General features: G+C 64.2%; 24 protein-coding genes and 1 tRNA gene. 11 read left to right on the top strand and 14 right to left on the bottom strand.

Going from position 1 to position 24,819, the window contains the following annotated elements; all coding sequences use genetic code 11:
- From nusA to V6M63_RS06190, 8 genes are all read right to left on the bottom strand, one after another.
- Window positions 1-1,458: transcription termination factor NusA (gene nusA / locus V6M63_RS06155; RefSeq protein ID WP_332740528.1), on the bottom strand; the 1,458-nt coding region annotated here is incomplete at its 3' end.
- A 51-nt stretch (window positions 1,459-1,509) separates the two neighbouring features.
- Window positions 1,510-2,109 (bottom strand): ribosome maturation factor RimP, encoded by a 600-nt coding sequence (rimP, locus tag V6M63_RS06160; protein ID WP_291086825.1) that lies wholly within the window; start codon window positions 2,107-2,109, stop codon window positions 1,510-1,512.
- A gap of 182 nt (window positions 2,110-2,291) precedes the next feature.
- Window positions 2,292-2,513 carry a DUF2788 domain-containing protein gene (locus tag V6M63_RS06165; RefSeq protein WP_056274579.1) on the bottom strand — a complete coding sequence of 74 codons (222 nt, stop codon included), beginning with the start codon at window positions 2,511-2,513 and terminating at the stop codon, window positions 2,292-2,294.
- Between the two features lie 3 nt (window positions 2,514-2,516).
- Window positions 2,517-3,263: a DUF2189 domain-containing protein gene (locus tag V6M63_RS06170; protein WP_332740533.1), complete on the bottom strand. Its 747-nt coding sequence runs from the start codon at window positions 3,261-3,263 to the stop codon at window positions 2,517-2,519.
- Between the two features lie 64 nt (window positions 3,264-3,327).
- Complete coding sequence (locus tag V6M63_RS06175; protein ID WP_332740535.1) at window positions 3,328-4,938, bottom strand: ABC transporter ATP-binding protein; 1,611 nt, start codon at window positions 4,936-4,938, stop codon at window positions 3,328-3,330.
- Window positions 4,935-6,005, bottom strand: coding sequence for an ABC transporter permease (locus V6M63_RS06180; RefSeq protein WP_332740537.1), 1,071 nt, complete (start codon window positions 6,003-6,005; stop codon window positions 4,935-4,937). Before V6M63_RS06180 ends, V6M63_RS06175 begins: the two co-directional genes overlap by 4 nt.
- Window positions 5,971-6,996: a microcin C ABC transporter permease YejB gene (locus V6M63_RS06185; RefSeq protein WP_332740539.1), complete on the bottom strand. Its 1,026-nt coding sequence runs from the start codon at window positions 6,994-6,996 to the stop codon at window positions 5,971-5,973. Before V6M63_RS06185 ends, V6M63_RS06180 begins: the two co-directional genes overlap by 35 nt.
- A gap of 5 nt (window positions 6,997-7,001) precedes the next feature.
- Window positions 7,002-8,861, bottom strand: a complete 1,860-nt coding sequence (locus tag V6M63_RS06190; protein ID WP_332740541.1) for an extracellular solute-binding protein — start codon at window positions 8,859-8,861, stop codon at window positions 7,002-7,004.
- Window positions 8,862-8,899: 38 nt separating this feature from the next.
- Here V6M63_RS06190 and fabI point away from each other — a divergent pair, with 38 nt between their 5' ends.
- Both fabI and V6M63_RS06200 read left to right on the top strand, forming a co-directional pair.
- Window positions 8,900-9,697: an enoyl-ACP reductase FabI gene (gene fabI / locus V6M63_RS06195; RefSeq protein WP_332740543.1), complete on the top strand. Its 798-nt coding sequence runs from the start codon at window positions 8,900-8,902 to the stop codon at window positions 9,695-9,697.
- A gap of 40 nt (window positions 9,698-9,737) precedes the next feature.
- Window positions 9,738-10,589 (top strand): DNA ligase, encoded by an 852-nt coding sequence (locus V6M63_RS06200; protein ID WP_332740545.1) that lies wholly within the window; start codon window positions 9,738-9,740, stop codon window positions 10,587-10,589.
- 11 nt (window positions 10,590-10,600) lie between these two features.
- Here the strand turns inward: V6M63_RS06200 and V6M63_RS06205 are convergent, their stop codons facing one another.
- Window positions 10,601-12,883 (bottom strand): arginine/lysine/ornithine decarboxylase, encoded by a 2,283-nt coding sequence (locus tag V6M63_RS06205; RefSeq protein WP_332740547.1) that lies wholly within the window; start codon window positions 12,881-12,883, stop codon window positions 10,601-10,603.
- A gap of 229 nt (window positions 12,884-13,112) precedes the next feature.
- Between V6M63_RS06205 and V6M63_RS06210 the strand changes: the two genes are divergently transcribed.
- The 4 genes from V6M63_RS06210 to V6M63_RS06225 all read left to right on the top strand — a co-directional run bounded on the left by V6M63_RS06210 (window position 13,113) and on the right by V6M63_RS06225 (window position 15,064).
- Window positions 13,113-13,538, top strand: coding sequence for an NfeD family protein (locus V6M63_RS06210; RefSeq protein ID WP_332740549.1), 426 nt, complete (start codon window positions 13,113-13,115; stop codon window positions 13,536-13,538).
- 68 nt (window positions 13,539-13,606) lie between these two features.
- Window positions 13,607-14,521: an SPFH domain-containing protein gene (locus tag V6M63_RS06215; protein ID WP_332740551.1), complete on the top strand. Its 915-nt coding sequence runs from the start codon at window positions 13,607-13,609 to the stop codon at window positions 14,519-14,521.
- A 24-nt stretch (window positions 14,522-14,545) separates the two neighbouring features.
- Window positions 14,546-14,938: a DUF2237 family protein gene (locus V6M63_RS06220; protein ID WP_332740553.1), complete on the top strand. Its 393-nt coding sequence runs from the start codon at window positions 14,546-14,548 to the stop codon at window positions 14,936-14,938.
- A gap of 36 nt (window positions 14,939-14,974) precedes the next feature.
- Window positions 14,975-15,064, top strand: a tRNA-Ser gene (locus V6M63_RS06225).
- A 62-nt stretch (window positions 15,065-15,126) separates the two neighbouring features.
- On the opposite strand, the gene V6M63_RS06230 is transcribed toward V6M63_RS06225, so the two are convergent.
- The 4 genes from V6M63_RS06230 to V6M63_RS06245 all read right to left on the bottom strand — a co-directional run bounded on the left by V6M63_RS06230 (window position 15,127) and on the right by V6M63_RS06245 (window position 19,093).
- Window positions 15,127-15,579 (bottom strand): hemerythrin domain-containing protein, encoded by a 453-nt coding sequence (locus tag V6M63_RS06230; RefSeq protein ID WP_332740555.1) that lies wholly within the window; start codon window positions 15,577-15,579, stop codon window positions 15,127-15,129.
- 177 nt (window positions 15,580-15,756) lie between these two features.
- Entirely contained in the window at window positions 15,757-16,941 is a 1,185-nt protein-coding gene (locus tag V6M63_RS06235; RefSeq protein ID WP_332740557.1) for a branched-chain amino acid ABC transporter substrate-binding protein, read from the bottom strand.
- A gap of 204 nt (window positions 16,942-17,145) precedes the next feature.
- Entirely contained in the window at window positions 17,146-17,580 is a 435-nt protein-coding gene (locus V6M63_RS06240) for a DNA polymerase III subunit chi (protein WP_332740559.1), read from the bottom strand.
- Between the two features lie 7 nt (window positions 17,581-17,587).
- Window positions 17,588-19,093, bottom strand: coding sequence for a leucyl aminopeptidase (locus tag V6M63_RS06245; RefSeq protein WP_332740561.1), 1,506 nt, complete (start codon window positions 19,091-19,093; stop codon window positions 17,588-17,590).
- Between the two features lie 25 nt (window positions 19,094-19,118).
- Here V6M63_RS06245 and lptF point away from each other — a divergent pair, with 25 nt between their 5' ends.
- From lptF to V6M63_RS06270, 5 genes are read left to right on the top strand one after another with little or no spacing between them, the layout of a single operon-like run.
- A complete protein-coding gene (gene lptF / locus V6M63_RS06250) occupies window positions 19,119-20,243 on the top strand; it encodes an LPS export ABC transporter permease LptF (RefSeq protein ID WP_332740563.1) in 1,125 nt (374 codons plus the stop codon).
- Complete coding sequence (gene lptG, locus V6M63_RS06255; RefSeq protein WP_332740565.1) at window positions 20,240-21,358, top strand: LPS export ABC transporter permease LptG; 1,119 nt, start codon at window positions 20,240-20,242, stop codon at window positions 21,356-21,358. Before lptF ends, lptG begins: the two co-directional genes overlap by 4 nt.
- 7 nt (window positions 21,359-21,365) lie before the next feature.
- Window positions 21,366-21,743 carry a sirohydrochlorin chelatase gene (locus V6M63_RS06260; protein ID WP_332740567.1) on the top strand — a complete coding sequence of 126 codons (378 nt, stop codon included), beginning with the start codon at window positions 21,366-21,368 and terminating at the stop codon, window positions 21,741-21,743.
- Window positions 21,740-22,684, top strand: coding sequence for a CysB family HTH-type transcriptional regulator (locus V6M63_RS06265; RefSeq protein ID WP_056274611.1), 945 nt, complete (start codon window positions 21,740-21,742; stop codon window positions 22,682-22,684). Before V6M63_RS06260 ends, V6M63_RS06265 begins: the two co-directional genes overlap by 4 nt.
- A 4-nt stretch (window positions 22,685-22,688) precedes the next feature.
- Entirely contained in the window at window positions 22,689-23,867 is a 1,179-nt protein-coding gene (locus V6M63_RS06270) for a pyridoxal phosphate-dependent aminotransferase (protein WP_332740570.1), read from the top strand.
- A gap of 153 nt (window positions 23,868-24,020) precedes the next feature.
- Here V6M63_RS06270 and V6M63_RS06275 read toward each other — a convergent pair whose 3' ends face one another.
- The gene (locus tag V6M63_RS06275) at window positions 24,021-24,737 is read right to left on the bottom strand and encodes a (2Fe-2S)-binding protein (RefSeq protein WP_332740572.1); all 717 of its coding nucleotides are present in this window, start codon (window positions 24,735-24,737) and stop codon (window positions 24,021-24,023) included.
- Between the last annotated feature and the right edge of the window lie 82 nt (window positions 24,738-24,819).

Genomic DNA, 24,819 nt, shown 5'->3' on the forward strand with positions numbered 1-24,819 from the left:
GCGTGCCAGCATGATCAGCGCGGTGGCCTCTTCAGGCGTCTGTGCGGTGATGTCGGTGAGCTCGTCGGTGGCCAGATCGGCCAGCTCGTCGCGGGTGTGGATGCCGGCGTCGGCCAACTTGGCAATCAGCTCGGGGGTCACGCCTTCGAGGTCGCGCAGATCTTGCGAAACCTCTTCGACGCTTTCTTCCCGGGCGATTTCCATCGTCAGCAGGGCATCCTTGGCGCGGGTGCGCAGCTCATTGACCGTGTCTTCGTCGAAAGACTCGATCTCCAGCATTTCCTGCAGCGGCACGTAGGCCACTTCTTCGAGGCTGGTGAAGCCTTCTTCGATCAGGATGTCGGCAATCTCCTGGTCCACGTCCAGCTTGGCCATGAAGATCTTGCGGATGCCGTCGGCCTCTTCGGCCTGCTTCTGGGCCGATTCATCGGCCGTCATGATGTTGATGCGCCAGCCGGTCAGTTCGGACGCCAGGCGCACGTTCTGCCCTCCGCGGCCGATGGCGATGGCGAGGTTCTCCTCGTCCACCACCACGTCCATCGCATGGCGCTCTTCGTCCACCACGATGGAGACCACGTTGGCCGGAGCCAGCGCGCCGATGACGAACTGCGCGGGATCTTCCGACCACAGCACGATGTCCACACGCTCGCCAGCGAGTTCGTTGGTCACACCGTTGACGCGCGAGCCACGCACACCGACACAGGTGCCGATGGGGTCGATGCGTTTGTCGAAGGTGTGCACGGCGATCTTGGCGCGTGAACCCGGGTCGCGGGCGCAGGTCTTGATCTCCAGCAGGCCTTGTTCGATCTCGGGCACTTCCTGGCGAAACAGCTCGATCATGAAAGCCGGAGCCGAACGCGACAGCAGGATGGGTGCGCCGCGCAGCGTCAGGTCCACGTCCATGATCATGGCGCGCACGCGGTCCCCCGTGCGGAAGTTTTCCTTCGGGATCATCTCGCCGCGCTTCAAGCGGCCTTCGACGCGGCCGCTCTCGATGATCAGGTCGCCCTTGTCCATGCGCTTGACGGTACCGACGAAGATCTTGTCGCCGCGCGACATGAAATCGTTGAGCAGCATTTCGCGCTCGGCATCGCGGATCTTCTGCAGGATCACCTGCTTGGCGGCCATGGCGCCGATGCGGCCGATCGGCACGCTCTCCACCGGTTTTTCGATGAAGTCACCTTCTTCGATGTCGGAGAGTTCGTCGCGGGCGTCGGTCAACAACTCTTCGGCGTCCGGGTTCTGCAGGCCGGCCTCATCGGGCACGACCAGCCAGCGACGGAAGGTCTCGTAGGCACCGGTATCCGGGTCCATGGCCACGCGGATGTCCACGTCGCCCTTGTAGAGTTTTTTGGTGGCCGAGGCCAGCGCCAGTTCCACGGCGCCCAACACGACGTCGCGCTCGACGTTTTTCTCGCGCGAGATCGCATCGATCAGCATCAACATTTCGCGGTTCATTTCACTCGCCCACCTTTCCGAATAGCTTGTCCTGGGTCACTTTGATTTCTCTCATTCATCACTGTCTGGAGCATTTGCTCCGGGAGCCTGCCGGCCCTTGAAATTCACGATCGGCGCCAACCGCGCCTGCTGGATGTCGTCCAGCGAAAATGTCATGGCCTGCATGGGCACGGGTGCGCGCTTCTTGCTCACCCGCGCGCCAGGCTTGGGTTCGGGCGCATCGCTCCAGACCACCTGCCACTGCACGCCGTCGTCGGCACGCTCGAGCGTGCCCCTGAATTTCTTGCGATTCACCGCCACGTCGGTCCCGGTGGCACCGATCGGCGCCTTCAAGGTGAGGTCGATCACGTGACCTTCAAACCGCACGTAATCGATCTCGCGCTTCAGTGGCCGGTCGATGCCCGGCGAACCCACTTCGAGGCGGCGGTATTCCAGGCCCTCGACTTCCAGCAGGTATTGCAACTGACGCGTGATCTTTTCGCAATCCTCGACCGTAACGAAACGCTCCACAGGCACCGGCTGACCTTCAACAGGCGCTTCCCACGGCAGATCGATCGTGACCTTCAACAGGCCACTGCCCGAGCGCTCCAGCTCCACCAGGTCAAAACCCAGTCCGGTGACGGTCTGCTCTACGATCTCTTGCCAAGCCATGCTGATGGTGTCTGCCCAGGGGTGTGCCGTTGAATCCGCCCTGTGGATTACCCCAGGGTCAAAAGCGTTCGGCCAAAAAAAATGGGCCGGTATTTACCCGCCCATTTGGTCGTGAAGCTCATATTGTAACGCCTGCCAAGGCCAAATGGCAACCCAATGGGCCACTCGGCGCTGAACACCGTTCAAATACCCAGAACCCATTGAATGAGGTTTTTGGCCAGAAACCCCAGCATGCCGAACGACAGCACCAGAAACAGCACGAAGGTGCCGAACTTGCCGGCCTTGGATTCGCGCGCCAGGTTGAACACGATGAAGAGCATGTAGAGGATGAAGGCGCCAACGCCGAAGGTCAGGCCGAACTGTGCGATCTGGCCCTCGGTGTAGCCAAAAAGGGTATTGCCCATGGTTCAGCGCGCCGTCCGATGGGCGGTCAGGTCGCGGTAGGCGTGCCAGCTGGCATGGGCCAGCAGCGGGGTGATCGGGATCAGACCCAGCAAGGCGGTGGCCATGCCCAAGCCGACCAACAGGGCGATCACCACCGCCCACAAGACCATGGGTCCGGGATGGCTGGCCACGGCCCGCCAGCTCTCGGCCACCGCTTCCATCACCGAGGCGCGGGTGTCCACCAGCATGGGCAAGGCGACCACGGTGGAGGCAAACACGGGCGCGGCCAACAAGGCACCGAGCAACAGCCAGACCTCGAACAGGCCGATCTCGCGCACCAGCACCACGTGACGCAGGAAGTCCAGCGGCCTGAGGATGGGCACGGGCGACCCCAAAGTGATCAGCCCGGCCGAGGTGAGCACCCAGCCGGTGCCCGCCAGCCCCAACAGCAGTCCGAACTTCACCAGCCGGCCATCACCCGAACGCCAGAGATGGACCACATCACCAAGCCCGGCTCGCCGCTGGCGGCTGACTTGGTACAACCCGGTGGCCAGGATGGGCGCAACGATGAGGAAGCCCGAGAAGGCGCCGGCCAGCAACCAGAACTGGTCACGTGCGGCCCAGAGCAGCAGCCAGCCAAAGGCGGTGAGCAGGAGCCCGTGAACCAGCCCGGGCACAGGGTTGCGCCGCAGGTCGCCCCAACCCAGGGCCAACCAGCGCCAGGGCGACTGCAGTGTGACGGGAAGCGTTGGCGGCGATGGATCGGTCATGGGGAGCGGTTATACGCTGCCCATCTCGCCTGAGCACTGATGCAGGTCAAGCCTGCGAAATGCTTCAGGCAGCCCCCTGTACCAGCGTTCGGGTGTAGGGATGTTCCGGGGCGCGAAGGACCCGTTCGACGGTGCCGCTTTCCACCACCACTCCGTCCTTCATCACGATCACCTGGTGCGCCATGGCCTGGATCACGTCCACGTCGTGCGTGATCAGCAGGTAGCTCAAACCGCGCTCGCGCTGCAGGCGCTGCAGCAAGGCCAATACCTGCTTTTGCACCGTCACGTCCAGCGCGCTGGTGGGCTCGTCGAGCACCAGCAATTGCGGATCGATGATGAGCGCGCGTGCGATGGCCAGACGCTGTCGCTGTCCACCGGAGAACTCGTGTGGGTAGCGCTGAAGCCAGTCGCCGCCGCGCCGGGGTTCGTCAACCAGACCGACGTCGGCCAGCGCCTTGACCACCCGTTCGCGTCGCTGGGCCACCGACAACTCGGGCTGGTGCACGAGCAGGCCCTCGCCCACGATCTGCTCGATGGTCATGCGCGGCGAGAGCGAGGAGAACGGATCCTGGAACACCACCTGCACACGCTGACGCAGCGCCCTGCCCTGGCCGCTCTTGAGGGCTTGTGCCCAGTCGGACCCGGTCACCTGCAGGCTGCCCTCGTGGGGCAACAAGCCGAGCGCAGCGAGCGCCAGCGTCGACTTGCCGGAGCCCGATTCTCCGATGACACCCAGCGTCTGGCCGGGCGCCACGTCCAGATCGGCACCCTGCACCGCCACGAATTCGCCTTTTTTGAACCAGCCTTGCAACCCCGGCAGGGACACGGGGTAGCTCACACGCAGACCACGAGCCTGCAGTACCGGGGTGGCGTCGGCAGCCGGGGGCTCGGCGGGCGCCACGTCGCGCTGGGGTTTGCTGGCCAGCAGCATCTGTGTGTAGGCATGCTGGGGAGCGGCGAACACGTCGGCCACCACGCCCTGCTCCACCAGATGGCCTTGCTCCATGACCGCCACGCGGTTGGCGAAACGGCGCACCAGGTTGAGGTCGTGCGTGATCAGCAGCACCGCCATGCCGTGCTGTCGCTGCAGGTCGGCCAGCAGGTCCAGGATCTGGCCGCGCAGGCTCACATCGAGCGCGGTGGTCGGCTCGTCGGCCAGGAGCAGTTTGGGCGCGCTGGCCAAGGCCATGGCGATCATGGCGCGCTGGCGCTGACCGCCACTGAGCTGGTGCGGAAAGGCGTTGGCGCGGCGCGCGGGCTCCGGAATGCCGGTGGAAGCCAGCAGTTCCACGGTGGACGCGAGCGCCTGCCGGGGAGTGAGGCCTTTCTTGAGCTGCAGCACTTCGCCGATCTGGTCGCCCACGGTGTAGAGCGGGTTGAGTGCCGTCATCGGCTCCTGGAAGATGATGGCCACCTCGTCGCCACGCACACCGCGCAGTTGGTGTTCGGTCATCTGCAGCAGGTCCCGGCCTTCCAACACAGCCGAACCGCTCACGTCGGCGTTGTGCACCAGGCGCAGCAGCGACAAGGCAGACACGGTCTTGCCCGAGCCAGACTCGCCCACCAACGCCAGCTTCTCGCCGGTCTTGATGGAGAAGTCGATGCCGTGCACGACTTCCTGACCGCCGAACGACACGCGCAGGCCTTTGACCTGGAGGAGCGTGGAGTTGGTCATTTGTCGACTTTCCGTGGGTCCAACGCGTCGCGCAGCGCATCACCCATGAAGGTCAGCAGCAGCAGCGTGATCACCAGCACCGCGAATGTGGAGAGCGAGATCCACCACGCATCGATGTTGTTCTTGCCTTGGCTCAACAACTCGCCGAGCGAAGGCGTGCCGGGCGGCACACCCAGGCCCAGGAAGTCGAGCGAGGTCAACGCCAGAATGGCGGCGCTCATGCGAAACGGCAGGAAGGTGACGACCGGCGTGAGGCTGTTGGGCAGCACGTGGCGCCGGATGATCTGCCAGTTGGACAAGCCGAGCGCACGCGCCGCGCGCACGTAGTCCAGCTGGCGGTTGCGCAGGAACTCCGCTCGCACGTAGTCGGACAGGCCCATCCAGCCGAACAGGCTGAGCAGGATCAACAGCAGGCTGATGCTGGGTGCGAACACAGCCGAGAAAATGATCAGCAAGTAGAGCTCGGGCATGGAACCCCAGATCTCGATGAAGCGCTGGAAGGCGAGATCGGTCTTGCCTCCGAAGAAGCCCTGGATGGCACCAGTGACCACGCCGAGCAGCACGCCGGTGACGGTGAGCGCCAGCGCGAACAACACGCTCACACGAAAGCCGTAGATCAATTGCGCCAACAGGTCACGTCCGCGGTCGTCGGTTCCAAAAAGGTTGTCCAGCGTGGGCGGCGACGGGTTGGGTAGTTTGGCAAAGTAGTTCAGCGTCTGGGGGCCGTAGGGGTTGGGTGCGTAGAGCGCCCAGTTGTCGCCTTTGGTGAGCTGCTCGCGGATGAAGGGGTCGAGGTAGTCGGTGGTGGTGTCGAAGTCGCCGCCGAACACGGTCTCGGCATAGTCCTTCACCATGGGGAAATAGGTCGTGCCCTCGTAGCGCACGATCAAGGGCCGGTCGTTCGACAACACCTCGGCGAACAGGCTGCCCACCACCAGAACGCAGAACACGATCAGGCTCCAGTAGCCCAGGCGGTTGCGCTTGAAGCGGCGCCAGGCGCGCCTGCCGGGGGACAGCGAAGGTGTCACGGCTTCAGTCGAATTTGACACGCGGGTCCACCCAGACATAGCAGAGATCGGAAATCAGCTTGGTCACCAGACCGATCAGCGTGAAGAAGAACAAGGTGCCGAGCACGACGGGGTAGTCGCGCCGGATCACGCTCTCATAGCTCAGCAGGCCCAGGCCGTCGAGCGAGAACAGGGTCTCGATCAGCAACGAACCCGCAAAGAAGGCGCCGATGAAAGCCGACGGAAAACCAGTGACGATGGGGATCAGCGCGTTGCGGAAGATGTGCTTCCACAGCACCTGCCCCTCACTCAGGCCCTTGGCGCGCGCGGTCATCACGTACTGCTTGCGGATCTCTTCCAGGAATGCGTTCTTGGTCAGCATGGCCGTGACCGCAAAGCTGCCCAGCACCATGGCCGTCACGGGCAAGGTGATGTGCCACAGGTAGTCAACGATGCGCGCGCCCCAACTGAGTTCGTCCCAGTTGGACGAGGTCAGGCCGCGCAGCGGAAACCACTGCAACTGCCCGCCGAAGATCACCAGCAGCGCCACGCCCAGCACGAAGCCGGGGATGGCGTAGCCGATGAGCACGAGCAAGGTGGTGACCAGATCGAAGCGCGAGCCGGCACGCACCGCCTTGGCCACACCCAGCGGCACCGCCACGCCGTAGCTGATGAGGAAGGTCCACAAACCGAGCGAGATGGAGACCGGCAGCTTCTCCACGATGAGTTCGGACACCGCCTTGTTCTGGAAGAAGCTGGTGCCCAGATCGAAGCGCGCAAACTGGCCCAGCATCTGGAAGAAGCGCTCGTGCGCGGGCTTGTCGAAGCCGTACAGCGCCTTGATCTGTTCGATGCGCTTGGGGTCCACGCCTTGCGCCCCGCGGTACACCGAGCCACCCTCGGCACCGGTGCCTGCTCCGGTGCGCGCTTCGGCCAGGTACTGGTCCACCGGCCCGCCCGGCACGAACTGGATCACCACGAAGGTCAGCAGCAGCACCCCGAACAGCGTCGGGATCATGAGCAGCAGGCGTTTGAGGATGTAGATCCACATGGCGTTCAGTCCTGACGCGGTGGCTTTGCCCACCAGGTGTCGATCGCCCAGGCCTCGCCTGCCGCATAGGGTGGCATGTCCTGCGGGCGCGCCAACCGCCAGGCGTTGTAGGCCATGCGGTGTGTGGTGGCCGTCCATTGCGGGATCAGATAGTGGCTGTGGGTGACGGCGCGGTCCAGCGCCCGGCAAGCGGCCAGGAAGTCCGGCTGCGTGCGGGCGCCGGTCATGTGGGTGATGAGGGCGTCCACCGCCGGGCTGGACACGCCAGCGTAGTTGCCGGAATCCTCCGTCTTGGCGGCCTGGCTGCCGAACATGTCGGCGTACTCGGAACCCGGGTTGTTGGTGCCCTGGAAGTTGATCGAGATGATGTCGAAATCAAAACCGCGCAGGCGCTGCTGGTACAGCGCGAAGTCCACCGGGCGGAAGCGCAGCTCGATGCCCAGCTTGGCGAGATTGCGGATCCAGGGCGTGACCACGCGCGCGCCGGTCTCTGCGCTGTCGAGGTACATCAGCGACAGGGCCTGGCCTTGGGCATTGCGCAACTGGCCGCTCTGCACCGTCCAACCGGCCTCTTTCAGCAACGCCTGGGCCCGTTTGAGGTTGCCGCGCAAAGAACTCTGACCGTCGGTGCGTGGCGGCTTGTACATGGGCCCGAAAACGGCCGGCGGCAACTGCTTGCGCCAAGGCTCCAGCAGGGCCAACTCCTCGGGCGAGGGTGTGCCCTGCGGTGAACAATCGGTGTTGCCAAAGAGGCCTTCCACGCGCTGGTAGGCGTTGTAGAACATCTGGCGGTTCATCCACTCGTAGTCCATCGCCAGGCCCAGCGCCTCGCGCACGCGGATGTCGTTCAGCGGCGGGCGGCGCGTGTTGAGCACATAGCTCTGGAAGCCCATGGGCAGCCGGTGCGTGAACTCGCCCTTGACGAGTTCACCGGTGTCGAAGCGCTTGCCGTTGACGCGGCGTGCCCAGTCACCCGCCGAGAAGAAACGCATGAGATCGAACTCGCCCGCCTTCAGCGCTTCGAGCCGCGCGGTGTTGTCCTTGTAGATCTTGACCACGATGCGGTCGAAGTTCGCGGTGCCGCGGCGCACCGGCAGGTCGCGCGCCCAGTAGGCCGGGTCGCGCACGTAGGTGATGTCCTTGCCGAACTCAACCGGGCCGATTCTGTAGGGCCCACTGCCGATGGGAATATCGGTCACGACCTGGTCAAAGGTCTTGCGCTGGCCGGTCTTGGGATCGATGGCATTGCCCCAGGCACGGCTGAACACCGGCAATCCGCCCACGGTCAGCGGCAGTTCGCGGTTGGGCTTCTTGAAACGGTAGCGCACGGTGCGCTCGCCCAGCACGTCCAGCCCGACCACATCCTGCAGCACGGTCTTGAACGCCGGCGAGGTGTGCGGGCCCATGAGCGTGTCGAAGCTGTGCTTCACGTCGGCTGCGAGCACCGGGTCCCCATTGTGGAAACGCGCAGTGTCGCGCAGCTTGAACGTGACCGACAGGCCGTCGGGGGCTGCGCTCACGTCTTCGGCCAGCAGGCCGTAGCCGGCACCGTTCTCGTCCAGCGCGCCGGTGAGCAACGAATCGAACATCAGGTCCGACAGGTAGGCCGGTGCACTGCCGCGCAGCGTGAACGGGTTGTACTTGTCGAAGGTGGACAGCCGAAGGTTGCTCACCAGGCGCAACTCACCACCCTTGGGCGCGGTCGGGTTGACGTAGTCGAAGTGGGTGAAGCCGTCGGGGTACTTGAGCTTGCCCCACAGCGCGTAGCCGTGTGCGGCCCGACCCAGCGGGCTCCAGAGCAGCAGCAACACGGCCAGGGTCAGCGAAACGAGTCGGTGGCCGGGGCGGGTGCTGTGAATGTGCATGCGACAATTCTGAAGGATTTTTCACTGGAGACTGAAACATGGGTTTTCTCGCTGGCAAGAAATTGCTGATCACGGGCGTGCTGTCCAACCGATCCATCGCCTACGGCATCGCCAGAGCCTGCCATCAACAAGGCGCCGAGCTCGCTTTCAGCTATGTCGGTGAGCGCTTCAAGGACCGCATCACCGAGTTCGCAGCCGACTTCGACTCCAAACTCATCTTCGATTGCGACGTGGGCGACGATGCCCAGATCGACAAGCTGTTCGCCGACCTCGCGCTGGTGTGGCCCAGGTTCGACGGCTTCGTGCACAGCATCGGCTTCGCGCCACGCGAAGCCATCGCCGGTGACTTCCTCGACGGCCTGAGCCGCGAGAGCTTCCGCATCGCGCACGACATCAGTGCCTACAGCTTTCCCGCGATGGCCAAGGCCGCGCTGCCAATGCTCAACGACAAGTCGGCCCTGCTCACCCTCACCTACCTCGGCGCCCTGCGCGCCGTGCCCAACTACAACACCATGGGCCTGGCCAAGGCCAGCCTGGAAGCCTCGGTGCGCTACCTGGCCGAGTCGCTCGGCCCCAAGGGCATGCGCGTCAACGGCATCAGCGCCGGCCCCATCAAGACGCTCGCGGCCAGCGGCATCAAGGACTTCGGCAAGCTGCTGGGCATGGTGGCCAGCGCCTCGCCGATCCGGCGCAACGTCACCATCGAGGACGTCGGCAACGTGGCAGCCTTCCTGCTGAGCGATCTGGCCGCTGGCGTGACCGCCGAAATCACCTACGTGGACGGAGGCTACAGCCACACCACGGGCGTGAGCCGCGACAGCGACGCGTTGAACTGATTCGTTCCGGTTTGGGGAACGCACACTGCGCTGCAATGCCATGAGGCGACGCGAGCTGCTGGCCTGGCTGGGCGTCACCGCGTGTGGCCTGCCGACCGCAGTACGGGCGGGCGATGCGCCCGCCTTGATGCTCGCCAACGTTTACCGACCCGGCGTGCCGCTGAATGAGTACTGGTTGAGCGAAAAGTACGATGGTCTGCGCGGCTTCTGGGATGGCCAGCGACTGATCACCCGCGGCGGTGAGGTGATCGTGGCACCCGCCTGGTTCACCGAAGGCTGGCCCGCCGAGCCCATGGACGGCGAACTCTGGATGGGCCGTGGTCTATTCGAAGAAACACTGTCTGCTGTGCGCCGGCAGACGCCCATTGATGACGCGTGGCAACGGATCCGCTTCATGGTGTTCGACCTGCCCGCGCACCCGGGGCCTTTCACCGATCGCATCCAGGCCTACCAAGGGCTCGTGCGGCAAATCGATCGCTCCTGGGTGCAAGCAGTGCCGCAGGAACGCGTGGTCAGCCACGCCGAGCTGATGGCGCGACTGGACCGCATGGTGAAGGACGGCGGAGAAGGCCTGATGCTGCACCGGGGCGACTCGCTCTACCGCACGGTGCGCAGCGACGACCTGTTGAAGGTGAAAACCCACGAAGACGCCGAAGCACGCGTGCTCGCGCACCTGCCCGGCCAGGGCCGACATGCCGGCCGCATGGGCGCCCTGCTCGTGCAGACACCCCAAGGTGTGCGTTTCCGGCTGGGCACCGGCTTCACCGATGCCCAGCGCGAGCAACCGCCCGCCGTGGGCGAGTGGGTGACCTACCGCTTTCGCGGCGTCAACCCGAGCGGCGTGCCACGCTTTGCCAGCTTCTTGCGGCTGCGTCCGGACGCACCGCGCTGACACTCGGTCGGTCAGGCCTTCACGCAGTCGGCGAAATAGCGCTTTCTGCCGTCATCGCCCATCATCTCCACGAGACCGTGGATGTCGGTCTCGAAGCCTGGACACTGCTGGTTGAACTCGCGCGCGAACTTGAGGTAGTCGACGATCTTCTTGTTGAACACCTCACCCGGAATCAGCAGCGGGATGCCCGGCGGGTAGGGCGTGACCAGGCTGGTGGTGATGCGGCCTTCGAGTTCGTCGATCGGCACGCGCTCGGTGGTGCGCTGCGCGATGTGCGCAAACGCGTCGGTCGGCTTCATGGCCGGCGTAAGGTCGCTCAGGTACATCTCGGTGGTCAGGCGCGCGATGTCATAGCGTGCGTAGAGCTCGTGCACGTGCTGGCACAGGTCGCGCAGGCCCATCTGCTCGTAGCGCGGGTGCTTCTGGCAGAACTCGGGCAGGATGCGCCACATCGGCTGGTTCTTGGCATAGTCGTCCTTGAACTGCTGCAGTGCGGTGAGCAGCGTGTTCCAGCGGCCCTTGGTGATGCCGATGGTGAACATGATGAAGAAACTGTACAGGCCGGTCTTCTCCACCACCACACCGTGCTCGGCGAGGAATTTGGTGACGATGGACGCTGGAATGCCTTCGGGCTCGAAGCGGCCGTCCAGATTGAGGCCCGGCGTGACGATGGTCGCCTTGATCGGGTCCAGCATGTTGAAGCCCGGCGCCATGTCGCCGAATCCGTGCCAGTCCTTGGCCGTGGCCTGCGAGCCGGCCGGGTCGGGGTTGAGCACCCAGTCGGTTGCCTCGCCCATGCCCTCCTCGGCCAGATCGTCCGGGCCCCAGACCTTGAACCACCAGTCGTCGTCGCCGAACTCGGCGTCGATCTTGCGCATGGCGCGGCGGAAGTCCAGCGCTTCAAAAATGCTTTCTTCCACCAGTGCGCGGCCACCGGGTGGCTCCATCATCGCGGCAGCCACGTCGCAGCTGGCGATGATCGCGTACTGCGGGCTGGTGCTGGTGTGCATCAGGTAGGCCTCGTTGAAGAGGTGGCGATCGAGTTTGACGTTCTGCGAGTCCTGCACGAGCACATGGCTGGCCTGGCTGATGCCGGCGAGCAGCTTGTGGATGGACTGCGTGGCGTACACCACCGACTCCATGGGTCGCACCCGCTTCTTGCCCATGGCGTGGTAGTTGCCATAGAAAGGATGGAACGCCGCGTGCGGCAGCCAGGCCTCGTCGAAATGCAGGTTGGCCACATAGCCGTCGAGCATCTGCTTGATGGCCTCGGTGTTGTAGAGCACGCCGTCGTAGGTGGACTGCGTGAGCGTGAGCACGCGCGGCTTGACCGCGTCGGCGTCCACGCCCGCCAGCAGCGGGTTGGCGCGGATCTTGGCCTTGATGGCATCGATCTCGAACTCGCTCTGCGGGATCGGGCCGATGATGCCGTAGTGGTTGCGCGTGGGCTTCAAGAAAACGGGGATTGCGCCCGTCATGATGATGCTGTGCAGGATGGACTTGTGGCAGTTGCGATCCACCACGACCACGTCGCCCGGCGCCACCGTGTGATGCCAGACCATCTTGTTGCTGGTGCTGGTGCCGTTGGTCACGAAAAAGCAGTGGTCGGCGTTGAAGATGCGCGCCGCGTTGCGCTCGCTGGCGCCAATGGCGCCGTTGTGGTCCAGCAGCTGGCCGAGTTCTTCCACCGCATTGCACACGTCGGCGCGCAGCATGTTCTCGCCGAAGAACTGATGAAACATCTGACCCACCGGGCTCTTGAGAAAGGCCACGCCGCCGGAATGGCCGGGGCAATGCCACGAGTAGGAGCCGTCTTCGGCGTAGTCGAGCAAGGCCTTGAAGAAAGGCGGCTGGATGCCTTCGAGGTAGCTCTTGGCCTCGCGGATGATGTGGCGTGCCACGAACTCCGGCGTGTCCTCGAACATGTGGATGAAACCGTGCAGCTCGCGCAGGATGTCGTTGGGCAAATGCCGGCTGGTCTTGGTCTCGCCGTAGATGTAGATCGGCACGTCCGAGTTCTTGCGCCGAACCTCGTCGATGAAGTTGCGCAGGTTCAGCACCACCGGATCGAGGTCGGCACCGTGACTGAACTCCTCATCGTCGATCGACAGGATGAAGGCGCTGGCGCGGCTTTGTTGCTGGGCGAACTGGCTCATGTCGCCATAGCTGGTCACACCGACGACCTCGAAGCCCTCGATTTCGATGGCCTGCGCCAGCGCGCGGATGCCCAGACCCGAGGTGTTTTCCGAGCGAAAGTCTTCGTCGATGATGACGATGGGGAAGCGAAATTTCATGAGATTCTCCAGCCGCGGGGGCGGCCATCAGGCAAAAGAAGGCAGACAACGAAAGCGCCGTTGATGGCAAAGCAGGCGCGAAGTGTACGGACAACGTGTGTCCGCGCCCTGGGAGCGCATGGCATTTGCCCCAGAATGTGGCGCTGGTCCTACACACGCCGCTCCCGGACACGGGGCCAGCGGCGAGCACACAGGCCAGTCGTACTTGATCAACAAAGCGGGAGCATGCATGTCGGATTCAACATTGTGGTGGTTGTTGGCGGGTTCCACCGTCGCGCTGGAGCTGTTCACGGGCACCTTTTACCTGCTCATGCTGGCCGTGGGCATGGTGGCTGGCGCGTTCGCGGCCCACGCCGGCCTGGACATGGCGGGACAACTGATTGCTGCCGCCTTCACCGGGACGGCGGCGGTCGTGGCCTGGTACGTCGTCAAGAGGCGACGCACCACCGACCCGTCCGTGCGCGCCATGCGCAGCGTGAACCTGGATGTGGGCGAGATCCTGCAGATCGACGAATGGAACGCCGATGGCACCGCCAGCGTCAAATACCGGGGTGCCCTGTGGACCGTGATCCAACGCCCGGGCAATCCACCCGTACCCGGTGCCTACCGCGTGGCCGAATTGGTCGGTAGCCGTCTGCTGGTCGACAAGGTCTGAGCTTCGACCCCCACCATGCCCTTGCGCTAACCTCACCCTCTTCCAACTTTCCTGAGAACCACCCCGCCATGGAAATCGCCATCCTGTTGATCATCGTCGCTGCCATCTTCATCACGCGCTCCATCAAGGTGGTGCCGCAGCAAAACGCCTGGGTGGTGGAACGCCTGGGAAAATACAACTCGTCGCTCGCTCCGGGCCTGAACTTTCTGATCCCCTTCATCGACAAGGTGGCCTACAAGCACAGCCTGAAGGAAATCCCGCTCGACGTCCCCAGCCAGGTCTGCATCACGCGCGACAACACCCAGTTGCAGGTCGACGGCATCCTGTATTTCCAGGTCACCGACCCCATGCGTGCCAGCTACGGCTCGTCCAACTACATCGTGGCCGTGACCCAGCTCGCCCAGACCTCGCTGCGCTCTGTCATCGGCAAGCTGGAGCTGGACAAGACCTTCGAAGAACGCGACATCATCAACGCCCAGGTGGTACACGCCATCGACGAAGCCGCGCTGAACTGGGGTGTGAAGGTGCTGCGTTACGAAATCAAGGACCTCACGCCACCCAAGGAAATCCTGCTGGCCATGCAGGCCCAGATCACCGCCGAACGTGAGAAGCGCGCTCTCATCGCCGCCTCCGAAGGCCGCCGCCAGGAGCAGATCAACATCGCCACCGGCGAACGCGAAGCCTTCATTGCCCGCTCCGAGGGTGAGAAGCAGGCCGAAATCAACAACGCGCAGGGCGAAGCCTCAGCCATCCTCGCCGTGGCCGAAGCCACCGCCGAGGCCATTCGCAAGGTGGCAGACGCGATCCGTCAGCCCGGTGGACAGGAAGCCGTGCAGCTGAAGGTCGCCGAGCGCGCCGTGGACGCCTACAGCAAGGTCGCCGCCGACGCCACCACCACCCTGATCGTGCCCAGCAACATGACCGAGGTCTCTGCCCTGATCGCCTCGGCCATGAAGATGGTCGGCGCCACCAAGACCAACTGACCCTCCGCCCTTGTCGAGACCACCATGACCCTCGCACGCAACGTTCTCGGTGGCGAACTGCTGCCCTGCTCCTACGACCCACTCACCGGGTTCTACCGGGACGGTTGCTGCGAGACCGGCCCCGACGATCAAGGCACCCATGTGGTGTGCGCACGCGTCACCGAGCCATTTCTGGCGTTTTCGCGCGAGCGGGGCAACGACCTCAGCACGCCTCGGCCGGAGTGGCGCTTCGCCGGCCTCAAACCCGGCGACCGATGGTGCGTTTGCGTACAGCGCTGGCAGGAAGCGCTGCAGGCAGGCGCCGCCCCGCCCGTGGTGCTGGAGAGCACCAACGCCGCCACCTTGCAATACGTGAAGCTTGAAGTGCTGCAACAACATGCCTGGCACAAGACGGCCGACGGCAGCCCGACCGCCTGAGCCAGCCAGCGAGGCTGCTACAATCGTGGGCTTCGCGGAGAGGTGGATGAGCGGTTTAAGTCGCACGCCTGGAAAGCGTGTGTGGGCTAATACCCACCGCGGGTTCGAATCCCGCCCTCTCCGCCAGGGATCAAGCAAAAACGGGCCTCACGGCCCGTTTTTCATTTCTGCACCTCTCGCATCCGCCGTCATCCCGCGAGCACGGTCCGCATGCGCTTGAGGTCTCGCCGGTACTTGCCAGCCAAGCTGCTCTTCTGCGCATCGCTCAGGATTTTCCCGGACAGCTGGAAGAACTTGGTCTCCTCTTCCTTGAGGTGGTGGTGCACTTCGTGTGACAGCTTCCTGGCCAGCTCGGGCCAAGCCTTCGGGTCTTCGTGCGCTTCGCCCAACGCTTCGACGCACTCGTCGATCTCGTGGTGCTCGGACAAGGCGTGCCGCGATGGCTTGAGGCCCAGGTCGTCCAGCAGGATGGGGGCATACAGGAATCGCTCTTCCGCAGCAGCGTGGGCAGCCAATTCGATGCGCAGCGCCTTGTAGGTTTCCTGTGCACGCGGATCTTCAGGTCTGATGCGAACCAGTTGCCGACACAGCTTGCGCTGAACCTCGTGACTCTCCCTCAGGGCTTCGTAGATGTTGTCCATGTGGATCTCCGTGGGTGTATTGCCCTTCACGATAGCCGCATCGAGGTGCCGGTGATGTAGGACATCGGCGCGACGTCAGGTTCAGACTGCCTTTCCAGATCAAGCGGCGACTCGACACCCCCAAAAAAGGAAAAAGCCACCCGAAGGTGGCTTTTTCAAAAGAACCGGAGCGCTGGATCAGCGGATCACGGCCAGGGTGGTGCGAACGCCGCCCTTGTAGGTCATGAGCGTCAGGGCGCCGTTCTTGATGTCGCCTTTTTCGTCAAACGCGATGTTGCCTGTCACGCCTTTGTAGTTGGTGGCCTTGAGTGCGGGCAGGTAGACCTTGGGGTCTGCGGAGCCAGCGGTCACCATGGCGTTGGCCATGACTTTGACAGCGTCGTACACGTAAGGTGCGTACACCTGAACGTCGGCACCGAACTTGGCCTTGAAGTCGGCGCGGAACTTGTCCATGCCTTCTTTCTGCTCGCCTTCAACACCACCGGCTTCGGCGCAGTACACCTGCTCGTCGGCCATGCCGTCGGCGGCCAGCTTGGGCAGCTCGCTGGAGCAGATGCCGTCGCCGCCCATGAACTTGGCGTTGATGCCGAGTTGCTTCATCTGCTTGAGCATCGGGCCGGCCACGGCGTCCATGCCGCCGAAGAACACGACGTCAGGCTTCTTGGCCTTCAGGGTGGTCAGGATGGCGTTGAAGTCGGTGGCTTTGTCGTTGGTGAACTCACGGCCCACCACGGTACCGCCAGCAGCGGCCACACCTTTTTCGAACTCGTCAGCCACGCCCTGGCCGTAGGCCGTGCGGTCGTCGATCACGGCCACGGTCTTGGCCTTGAGCGTTTCCACGGCGTACTTGCCCAGCGTGCCACCGAGGTGCACGTCGTCAGCCACCATGCGGAACACGCCGGCGTAACCCTGGCGGGTGTACTTGGGGTTGGTGGCCGATGGGGAAATCTGGGGAATGCCAGCGTCGTTGTAAATCTGCGAAGCGGGAATGGTGGTACCGGAGTTCAGGTGACCGATCACGCCAGCAACCTTGGCATCCACCAGCTTGGTGGCGGCTGCGGTGCCCTGCTTGGGATCGGCAGCATCGTCTTCAGCCAGCAATTCGAAGGTGACTGGAGCGCCAGCGATGGTCAGACCAGCCGCGTTGAGTTCTTCAATCGCCATCTTGGCGCCGTTTTCGTTGTCCTTGCCGAGGTGGGCAATCGCACCACTGGTGGGTCCGACGTGACCAATCTTGATGACCTGGGCTGCAGGTGCAGGAGCCGCCGCAGGTGCTGCGACCGGCGCGGCTTCTTCTTTTTTGCCGCAAGCGGCAAGGGCGACGGCCGCAGCAAGAACGGCCAGTTTCAGGTTCAGTTGCATGGTTTTCCTCGAAAAGGATTGAAAAAGTTAAGCGATGGGAACTTTTGCCATCACGCGCACAAAGATACTCTAAAAATGCCGTGAATTTCACATGCATGACAAGGCGAAAGCGCTATCGAGGGTTTTCCCAGACGACATCATCGCGATGAATGACGCATTAGCAGGGATCATGTCCCGCCGGGAAGCCGCCTTGTCGAACTGCGCTCAGTCCGACGGTGCCAGCTGAAGATCGTGCCGCAAAGGCTCCAGCCCGAGCGCCTTGTACTGGCGCCAGCGCTCGCGAGCGGGTGCGCGATCGGCCTCGTCGAGCGTCACGACCTCGATGATCCGGCTGAAGGCGGCCGGATCATCGGGCATGTCGTGGCGCAAGTTCACCAGAATGAAGGCCCCGCGCTCATCGGGCAGCCGATGGCCCAGTTGGATGGGTGAGCGGCTTTTCAGCAGGTCGGCGTCATCGGCGCGGCAATGCGGGACGAATTCGCCCGAGCCCATGGTCCACAGCGCAGCATCGAGTCGGGTCAGATCGCCCTCTGACACCCAAACAAACAGGCGGGCCTTGCGCAAGTAGGCCTTGCGCAACAGCCGGCAGGCATACCCCAGCCGATCAGGCGCGTTGAAGTGGAAGGCGACTTCGGGCAAACCGGCCTCAGGCTTTGGCGGCGCGACGGGCCGGCTTGGCCGAAGGCGCTGCCTTGTGGGGTACGTTCGCCTGATCCAGCAGGTATTGCAGCAGCAGCGGCACGGGCCGGCCGGTGGAACCCTTGGCCGCGCCACTCTTCCAGGCGGTACCGGCGATGTCGAGGTGGGCCCACGGCAGTTCGGTGGCGAACTTCTGCAGGAACTTGGCTGCGGTGATGGCGCCGCCGGCGCGACCGGCCACGTTGCCCATGTCGGCAAAGTTCGACTTGAGGCCTTCGGCGTACTCGTCGTCCAGCGGCATGCGCCAGCACAGGTCGAGCGACTTCTCGCCCGCGCTGGCCAGCGCCTGGGCGAGGTCGTCACGGGCCGAGAACAGCCCGGAGCGCACACCACCCAGAGCGATCACGCAGGCGCCGGTGAGGGTGGCAATGTCGATCACGCTGCGGGGCTTGAAGCGCGCGGCGTAGGTCAGCGCGTCGCACAGAATCAGGCGGCCCTCGGCGTCGGTGTTCAGGATCTCGATGGTCTGCCCGCTCATGCTGGTGACCACATCCCCGGGTTTGACGGCCTGGCCGTCGGGCATGTTCTCGCAACTGGGAATGAGGCCCACCACGTTGATGGCCGGCCTGAGCTCGGCCAAAGCCGCAAAGGTCCCGAGCACGCTGGCAGCGCCACCCATGTCGAACTTCATCTCGTCCATCTCGGCGGCTGGCTTGATGGAGATGCCACCGGTGTCGAACGTGATGCCCTTGCCCACCAGCACCACCGGCGCGCTGTCCTTGGCGCCGCCGTTGTAATGCATGACGATGAAGCGCAGCGGCTCCACCGAGCCGCGCGCGACCGACAGGAAAGAACCCATGCCCAGCGCCTCCACCTGTTTGGGGCCCAGCACGTCGGTCTTCATGCCGGGCTTGCGGCCGAGCTTGCGCGCCGCTTCGCCCAGCATGGTGGGGGTCGCGTGGTTGGCAGGCCGGTTCGCCCATTCCTTGGCGAACTCCACACCCACCACCTGGGCCTTGCCCACCTCAAAGCCACGCAGCACATCCCCCGCCTTCGCCACGCCCACCACCACTTGCTTGACGGTGCGCGCTTTGGCGCTGGGCTTGGTGGTGGTGTAGCAGTAGGTGGCGTCGGCACAGGCCTGCATGGCAGCGCGCACGCCGTCCTCGGTGGCTTCCATCAGGCTGAACACCAGCCCGAGCTTCTGAATACCGGGTTGTTTGAGCGAGCCCATGCCGGCGGCAACAGCCTTGCGTACCGAGGCGGCCGATCCATCGCCCACCCGCACCAGGGTCACGCGCGAGGCCTTGAACCCTTCCGGCCGGTAGCAGGCCAGCAGCTTGGCCACGCCGTTTTCAAGGTCCTTGAGCTCGACGGCCCGCGCCACCAGACAGGTCAATGCCTGGTCGGCGGACTTCGTCGTCGGGGTCGTGTCGGGCACCAGCACCAGCAGCGCGTCGACGGGCAGTTGGGCCACTTGTGCAGCGCTGAGGGATTTGAGTTCGAAGTCCATAATTGTGGTTTCCTGTTGTGAATCGATGTTATTCCATTCTTCCATCCGCAAAGAGCTGGCGCGCAGCTTCGGGGCCACCTTGGTGGTGCTGTTCACCATCGTGTTGACGATGCTGCTGATCCGCACGCTGGGCCTGGCTTCGCGGGGCAGCGTGAACCCGCAAGAGATCGCCTTGGTGCTCGGCTACACCGTCATCGGCCGCATGCCCACCATCCTCACGCTGGCCTTGTTCGTGGCCATCGTCTTCACGCTCTCGCGCATGTACCGCGACAGCGAAATGATCATCTGGTTCTCCAGCGGGCGCTCGCTCGGGGGCTTTCTCGGGCCGGTGTTGCGCTTCTCCTGGCCGATTCTGGTGGTCATCACGCTGATGGTGTTCTTCGTCTGGCCCTGGGCCAACCAGCAAACCGACAACCTGCGCAGCCGGTTCGAGCGACGCGGCGATCTCGAGCGGGTGGCGCCCGGCCAGTTTCAGGAGTCGTCGAGCGGACGTCGCGTCTTCTTCATCGACAAGGACACGGCTGGTGGAACCGAAGGCCGCAACATCTTCATCTCAAGCACCGAGGACGACGGCCGCGAAACGGTCACGTCCGCACGCTCAGGGCGGATCGAATGGATCAACGACCAGCAGTTCCTCATGCTCAACAACGGCCAGCGGCTGGAGACGGCCGCCGACGGGAGCGGTTTGAAGGTCAGCGAATTCGAGAGCTACGGCACGCAGATCGGATCCAGCTCGATCGCTGAAGGAGGCGCACAGGCGCTCAAGTCGCGCAGCACGCTGCTGCTCATCACCGAGCCCGACCGCGCCAACCTCGGTGAGTTGGGCTGGCGCATCGGCATGGCGCTCACCGCGCTCAACTTCGTGCTGATTGCCTTGGCCACCACCACGGGCAATCCGCGCGCCGGCCGTGGCGGCAACCTGTTCTTCACGCTGTTTTCGTTCGTGTTCTATTACAACCTGCTCAACCTCGGCCAAAGCTGGGTGGCCGGCGGGCTGGTGGGGCTGGGCGGCTTCATGCTGTTGCTGCACGGAGGGGTGTTCGTGCTGACCGTGCTCTGGTTGATCAAGCGGCACTACAACGTGAGCATGCGCAGCTGGCTCAACAGCCGTCGCAACGCCAGCGCAGCGGAACAAGGGGCCGCTGCATGAAGACGATTCGACGTCTGATCTACGGCGAAATCTTCCTGGCCGTGGGCTTCGTGCTGCTCGCCTTCCTGTCGCTGTTCTTCTTCTTCGACTTTGTGGACGAGCTGCCTGCGCTGGGCAAACCGTCGGCGCTGGATTCCACGCTGATATACGAAGTGCCCCATGCCCTGTTGTATGTGGGCCTGCTCATGCCCAACCGCATCTACGAACTGCTGCCGATCTCGGTGCTGATCGGTGCGGTGTTCGTGCTGGCGCGGCTGGCGCAGGGATCCGAATACACGATCCTGCGCACCAGCGGGCTGGGGCCCTGGCGCGCACTGCGCACGTTGCTGGGCCTGGGCGCCGTGTTCGTGGTGCTCACCTTTGCGCTGGGCGACTACGTGGCCCCCCTCTCGGACCGTACGGCCCAACTCCTCAAGGCGCGCTACCAGGGCAACATCAGCGTCGGCCAGACCGGCGCATGGCTCAAGGAGCGCCAGCCCTACAGCAACTTCTCGGTCAACGTCGGCTCGATGTCCTCTCAGGGTGGGCTGGGCAACGTGCGGATCTTCGAGTTCAACAACCAGGGTTCACTGGTCTCCACACTCACGGCCGCCACCGGCCAGATCGAGGCAGACGACTCGTGGACCCTGCGCCAGGTTCAGCGGCGCGAATTCGACACCGCCGGCAAGGCGTCGGCCCGCATCGTGCGCAGCGAGCTGGAGACCTTCCGCTGGCCCAGCGGGATCAACAGCGAGATGGTGTCGGTGGCCTTGCTCAAGCCCGAAACCATGCGCACGGCCGACCTGTTCGGCTACATCCGCCACCTGCAGGCCAACGGGCAGACCGCACAGCGCTACGAGATCGAGTTCTGGCGCAAGGTGTTCTACCCGCTCAGCTGCCTGGTCATGGTGGTGCTCGCCCTGCCCTTCGCTTACCTGCATTTCCGCTCGGGCAGCATCACCGCCTATGTGTTTGGTGGCGTGATGATCGGCATCAGCTTCTTCCTTCTCAACAACGTGTTCGGCTACATCGGCAACCTCAACCAGTGGCAGCCCTGGCTGGCGGCGGCCTCACCCGCGCTGATCTATTCGGTGTTTTCGTTGGCCGCGTTTGGCTGGCTCGTCTTGCGAAGGTAGCGTGTCCATGCTCGGTGTGATCGTGTTTGCCCATGGGTCGCGCGACCCGTTGTGGCGCCTGCCGGTGGAGGCGGTGGCGCAGCAGATCGCGCGCACCGACCCCACTGCCGCCGTGTCTTGCGCCTACCTGGAACTGTGCGAGCCCGACATGGCCTCTGCGGCACGCCGAATGATCGAGGCCGGCGCCACCTGTGTGCGGGTGCTGCCGCTGTTTTTCGGCATGGGCAAACACGCGCGCGAAGACCTGCCCCAACTGATGCGCGAACTCCATGAAGCCCATCCGCGGGTGCGGTTCGAGCAACTTCCCACTGCGGGCGAAGATCCCCGGCTGACCGCATTGCTCGCGCAGATCGCGCTGGAGAACTCAATGGAGAGCGCGCCATGAACCTGCACCAGTTCCGCTTCGTCCAGGAAGCCGTGCGCCGCAACCTGAATCTGACCGAAGCGGCCAAGGCCTTGCACACCTCGCAGCCCGGCGTGTCCAAGGCCATCATCGAACTCGAAGACGAGCTCGGGATTGAAATCTTTGCGCGCCACGGCAAGCGCATCAAGCGCGTGACCGAACCCGGCGTGCAGGTGCTCAAGAGCATCGAGATCATCCTGCGCGAGGTCAACAACCTCAAGCGCATCGGCGAGCAGTATTCGGCCCAGGACAGCGGCACGCTCTCCATTGCCACCACCCACACCCAGGCCCGCTACGTGCTTCCCGGGCCGGTGGCCGCATTGCGCCAAGCCTATCCCAAGGTCGGCATCAGCCTGCACCAGGGCTCGCCCGACCAGGTGGCCAAGATGCTGATGGAAGAGGTCGCCGAGATCGGCATGGCCACCGAGTCGCTGGTCAATTACCCCGAACTCGTCACCCTGCCCTGCTACGAATGGCAGCACGTGCTGGTGTTCCCGTTCGATCATCCCCTGCTGGAGCGCGAACGCATCACGCACGAAGACCTGGCCCAGGTGCCCCTGATCACCTACCACCCGAGCTACACCGGCCGCACCCGCATCGACCAGGCGTTCGCACTGCGCCATTTGCAGCCCAACATCGTGCTGGAAGCGATCGATTCCGACGTGATCAAGACCTACGTGAAGCTGGGCATGGGCGTGGGCATCGTGGCCGAGATGGCCATGGCGGGTGACAACCAGACGCCCGACCTGGTGTCCCGCCCCGCGGCCGACCTGTTTGGTCACAACCTGGCGCGCGTGGCCTTCAAGCGCGGCACCTACCTGCGCCACTTCGTGCTGCGCTTCGCCGAGCTGCTGAGCGAACGCCTCACGCGCGACCAGATCATGCGCGCGATGAGCGGCACCCCTGACGACTACCAGCTGTGATTTCATGAGCCCGAATCCACCCCGCACACCCACTCTCACCTCCCGCCTGCCCAACGTGGGCACGACCATCTTCACCGTCATGTCTGCATTGGCGGCCGAACACAAGGCGGTCAATCTGGGCCAAGGATTTCCGGATTTCGATTGCGACCCTGCCTTGGTCGACGCTGCGACGCGGGCGATGCAGGCCGGCCACAACCAGTACCCGCCCATGCCGGGCGTGCCGTCGCTGCGCCAGGCCATGGCGACCAAGATGCAGGCGCTGTACGGCCTGAGCTGCGACCCGACCACCGAGATCACCGTGACCGCCGGTGCCACACAGGCCATCCTGACCGCCCTGCTCGCCGTGGTGCACCCCGGCGACGAGGTGATCGTGCTGGAGCCCTGCTACGACAGCTACGTGCCCAACATCGAGCTGGCCGGCGGCGTACCGGTGCGCGTGCCGCTCACCCCCGGCAGCTTCCGCCCCGACTTCGACCGCATTGCCGCAGCCATGACGCCGCGCACGCGCGCCATCGTCATCAACAGCCCACACAACCCCAGCGGCACCGTATGGAGCGCGGCCGACATGCAGCGCCTGCAAGACCTGTTGGACCCCACCGATGCGCTGTTGATCAGCGACGAGGTCTACGAGCACATGGTGTTCGACGGTCAGCACCACCAGAGCGCCGCACGCTTCCCCGGCCTGGCCGCGCGCGCCTTCATCGTGAGCAGCTTCGGTAAGACCTACCACGTGACCGGCTGGAAAGTGGGCACCGTGGTGGCGCCCGCTGCGCTCACGGCCGAGTTCCGCAAGGTGCACCAGTTCAACGTGTTCACGGTGAACACGCCGATGCAGCACGCCCTGGCCACCTACATGGCCGACCCCGCGCCGTACCTCGAACTGAGCGCGTTCTACCAGCGCAAACGCGACCTGTTCCGCGAAGGCCTGGGTGCCACGCGCTTTCGCATGCTCGCGGGCGAAGGCACGTATTTTCAGTGCGTCGACATTTCCAACCTGGCCGTGCCCGAGCGCAACCTGCCCGAAGGCGACTTCTGCCAATGGCTCACACGCGAGATCGGCGTGGCCGCCATTCCTTTGTCTGCCTTCTACGGCGACGGGTTTGATCAACGGGTGGTGCGGTTCTGCTTCGCGAAGAAGGACGACACTTTGCGCGAAGCGTTGAAGCGGTTGTCGCGGCTCTGATTGCCCGGCCTGGGTTTGTTTCTCGCCTGCACCCTCGCGGGCTCGTGAGCGCACGGGGCAGCGAAATCAAGGAGGAGGAGCCAAAGGCCCCGGGGGACATTCGCGGAGCCGTGCCCCATGGCCGCCGATGACCGGAACCCCCCAGCGAAAAAATCAACAGCGAACAGGGTTGCGGCAGTATCGGTCGAGTTCGCGCACCGTGCTTTGCCGCGCCACCGTCTGTTTGGCGTTCGGCCCCACTTCCAGACTCAGCTTCATTTCGTACTTCTTGAAGAAGTCGTCGAACAATTCACCGCCCAATGTGCCGGTGGCCGTCAGCTGATCGGTCGTCACGTCGTGTTCGATCAGCACCGCGCACAGCGGCTGCTCGGCCGGTCCATCGAGAACCTGGGCGCCGCGCGCCGGGTCGTACTGGCTGTGATCGGCGCAGCAATGGATCAGATCGTTGCCCTTGCTCGGCGTCTGTGGATTCACCGCCGCGCCCTTGCGAAAGCTGATGAAGCTCAGCTCTTTCGTGGGGTAGACCAGCTTGTGCGCGCAGATGGCCGAGAACGCCACCAGGCTGCGCTGTGGGCCGACGCCGCCGGGCCACTGGTAGGTCTGCTTCTCGCGCGTGACGAGCCGGGTTGCTGTGGCCGGCTTGCCCAGGTCGAGCAAAAAGACGGGCGTGGCCTCGAAGGGATAGTGAAACACGTAGTTGGTCTGAGCGCGCAAGCTGGCGGCCTTGAGCGGCCGGCCGTGTTCGTCCATCAACAGCACGCGGCCGTAGCTGCGGGGCTTGGTGTCGGCCGCCCAGGCCGTGCCGGACAGCGCTGCGGCCAACGAACCCGCGCCCAGCGCGCAACTTTCCACGAATTCACGACGATCCATCGGTAGACCCCCAGTGCGGTGAAACAGCGACCACGACCGTGGCCTGCTCCGCAGTGAAACGCATCGGCGACCATGGTGTCAA

This window comes from Hydrogenophaga sp. (assembly GCF_036675665.1).
In the GTDB taxonomy this organism is placed as follows: Bacteria; Pseudomonadota; Gammaproteobacteria; order Burkholderiales; family Burkholderiaceae_C; genus Hydrogenophaga.